Source organism: Pseudomonas sp. SST3, from assembly GCF_003325755.1.
In genome coordinates this window covers 1-3,498 of sequence record NZ_QORI02000172.1, presented here as the reverse complement: position 1 = coordinate 3,498, position 3,498 = coordinate 1, and the positions used below count along the sequence as shown (strand labels likewise).

Genomic DNA, 3,498 nt, shown 5'->3' with positions numbered 1-3,498 from the left:
AGCGCGAAGAACCGGACAACTTCGGCGATAATCCAGGAAATCGAGGCAGAAATTGAAAAAACTCAGCAGCGCGCATCCACCGCGTGCCGTTCCTCGATACCTTTGACTTGAAATACAACCTGCTGGTCAAGCAACCCAACCCCAGCTCCAAGGCGGTGATGTTCTGCCTGATGGACGTTTCCGGCTCCATGACCCAGGCCACCAAGGACATCGCCAAGCGCTTCTTTATCCTGCTGTACCTGTTCCTGAAACGGAACTACGACAAGATTGACGTAGTGTTCATCCGCCATCACACCAGCGCGCGAGAGGTGGACGAAGAGGAGTTTTTCTACTCGCGGGAAACTGGCGGCACCATTGTTTCCAGCGCACTGAAGCTGATGCAGGAGATCATGGCCGAGCGCTACCCCGCCAACGAGTGGAACATCTACGCCGCCCAAGCCTCTGACGGCGACAACTGGAACGACGACTCGCCGATCTGCCGGGACATTTTGATCAACCAGATCATGCCGTTCGTGCAGTACTACACTTACGTCGAAATTACCCCCCGTGAGCACCAGGCCCTATGGTTCGAATACGAGCGCATCGGCGAAGCCTTTGCCGACACGTTCGCCCAGCAGCAACTGGTCTCGGCCGGCGATATCTACCCGGTCTTCCGTGAACTCTTCCAGCGCAGGTTAGTGACATGACCGCCAAAAAAGAGAACAAGCGCCAACCCATTTCCACCGGTTCCGAGTGGACCTTCGAACTGATCCAGGCCTATGACCGGGAAATCAGCCGTATCGCGGCGGGTTATGCCTTGGACACCTATCCCAATCAGATAGAAGTCATCACCGCTGAACAGATGATGGATGCCTATGCCTCGGTGGGCATGCCCCTGGGCTATCACCATTGGTCCTACGGGAAACACTTTCTCAGTACCGAGAAGTCCTACACACGCGGCCAGATGGGCCTGGCCTACGAGATCGTGATCAACTCCGACCCGTGCATCGCGTACCTGATGGAAGAAAACACCATCTGCATGCAGGCGCTGGTAGTGGCCCATGCCTGCTATGGGCATAACAGTTTCTTCAAGGGCAACTACCTGTTTCGCACCTGGACCGATGCCAGTTCGATCATTGATTACCTGGTGTTCGCCAAGCAATACATCATGCAGTGCGAGGAGCGCCACGGTATCGATGCGGTGGAAGACCTGTTGGACTCCTGCCACGCGCTGATGAATTATGGGGTCGATCGCTATAAGCGTCCCTATCCTATTTCCGCCGAAGAGGAACGCCTGCGCCAGAAGGAGCGCGAGGAGCACCTGCAGAAACAGATCAACGACCTGTGGCGCACCATCCCCAAGCGCGCCGACAAGAACAGCGACAAGGACAATGCCCGCTTCCCCGCCGAACCGCAGGAAAACATCCTGTATTTCCTCGAAAAGCACGCACCGCTGCTGGAGCCCTGGCAGCGCGAAATCGTGCGTATCGTGCGCAAGATCGCGCAATATTTTTATCCCCAGCGCCAAACCCAAGTAATGAACGAAGGCTGGGCAACCTTCTGGCATTACACCCTGATGAACGACCTGTACGACGAAGGCCTGGTCACTGACGGCTTCATGATGGAGTTCCTCACGTCCCATACGAGCGTGGTCTTCCAGCCAGGCTTCGACAGCCCGTACTACAACGGCATCAACCCCTATGCACTGGGTTTTTGCCATGTACCGCGATATCCGCCGCATGTGCGAGCACCCCACGGAGGAAGACCGCCGCTGGTTCCCGGAAATCGCCGGCAGCGACTGGCTATCGACCATCAAGTTCGCCATGAGCAGCTTCAAGGATGAGAGTTTTATCCTGCAGTACCTGTCGCCTCAGGTGATCCGCGACCTCAAGTTGTTCAGCATCCTGGACGACGACCTCAAGGATGACCTGGTGGTGCCTGCCATCCACGACGAACCCGGCTACCGCATCATTCGCGAAACCCTGGCCGCGCAATACAACCTGGGTAACCGCGAGCCTAACGTTCAGATCTACAGCATTGATGTGCGTGGCGACCGTTCGCTGACCCTGCGTCACCAGCAACACGACCGCAAACCCTTGGGCGAATCCACTGAGGAAGTGCTCAAGCACCTGCATCGGCTCTGGGGTTTTGATATTCATTTGGAAACCCTGCAGGGCGACCAAGTGATGAAGACCCACCATGTACCACCGCGCAGCGATCATAACGACAACGACTATGGCCGCCTGGACATGGCCGTCGTGCATCTCTGAAACAGCAAAGCCTCCATTGGCCAGGCTCAGGCGTTATCCTGTGCCGCTAATGGAGGCTTTTTCATGAAAATCATACAAAGTCGGCGGCGCCGTGCGTGATCGCCTTCTGGGCATCGAGGTCACCGATATAGACCGCGTCGTCGTTGGCGCGACGGCTGAAGAGATGCTCGCCAAGGGTTATAAACCGGTGGGCGCCGATTTTCCGGTGTTTCTCGATCCGAAAAACGGTGACGAATACGCCCTCGCTCGCACCGAACGCAAGAATGGCCGGGGTTACGGTGGCTTTTATATTCCATGCGAGCCCCGACGTTACGCTGGAAGAAGACCTGATCCGGCGTGACCTGACCATCAATGCCATGGCGGAGGATGACGAGGGTAACCTGACTGATCCTTATCAGGGACAACGTGATCTTGAAGCGCGTCTTTTACGGCATGTTTCTCCCGCGTTCGCCGAAGATCCCCTCCGCGTACTACGCGTTGCGCGTTTCGCCGCGCGCTATGCGCCTCTCGGCTTCACAGTCGCCCCTGAGACCCTCGAATTAATGCGCCAACTCAGTGAGTCCGGCGAGTTGGAGGCCCTTACCCCCGAGCGCAGTTGGAAGGAAATCTCACGGGCGCTGATGGAAGATCAACCCCAGGTATTTATCCAAGTACTGCGTGACTGCGACGCACTGAAAACCTTGATGCCGGAGGTGGATGCGCTGTTCGGCGTGCCGCAGCCCGCAGCTCACCACCCGGAAATAGACACCGGCGTGCATACCTTGAGCGTGCTGCAGCAAGCAGCCCTGCACAAGCAACCGCTGAGCGTGCGCTGGGCCTGCCTGCTGCACGACCTGGGCAAAGGCCTGACGCCTGTGGATAAATTGCCTCAGCATATTGCCCACGAGCAACGCGGCCTGAAGCTGATCAAAGCGGTGAACGAGCGTTTCAAGGTGCCCAGGGATTGCCAGGAGTTGGCGTTGCTGGTGGGGCAATATCATACTCACGGGCATCGCGCGCTTGAACTCAAGGCCTCGACATTGCTGGAGTTGCTGCAAAGCTTCGACGTGTACCGTCGGCCGCAACGCTTTGAAGAGTTCGTGGCGGCCTGCGAAATGGACGCTCGTGGCCGCGAGGGTTTTGAGCAACGCAGTTATCCACAGGCCGATTATTTGCGCGGAGCGGCAAAGGTGGCACGCGAAGTGCCGGTCGCGCCGCTGCTAGAAAAGGGTTTCAAAGGCCCCGAACTGGGCGAGGCGCTCAAGCGCGA

The 3,498-nt window shown here is 57.5% G+C and carries 3 pseudogenes; all 3 read left to right on the top strand.

Annotation, left to right across the window (positions count from 1 at the left end):
• Positions 1-686: pseudogene (locus DQ405_RS25975) on the top strand (YeaH/YhbH family protein); the annotation flags it as partial.
• Positions 683-2,249 (top strand): annotated as a pseudogene (locus DQ405_RS25970) (SpoVR family protein). The pseudogenes DQ405_RS25975 and DQ405_RS25970, both read left to right, overlap by 4 nt.
• A 91-nt stretch (positions 2,250-2,340) precedes the next feature.
• Positions 2,341-3,498, top strand: a pseudogene (locus DQ405_RS25965) (multifunctional CCA addition/repair protein); the annotation flags it as partial.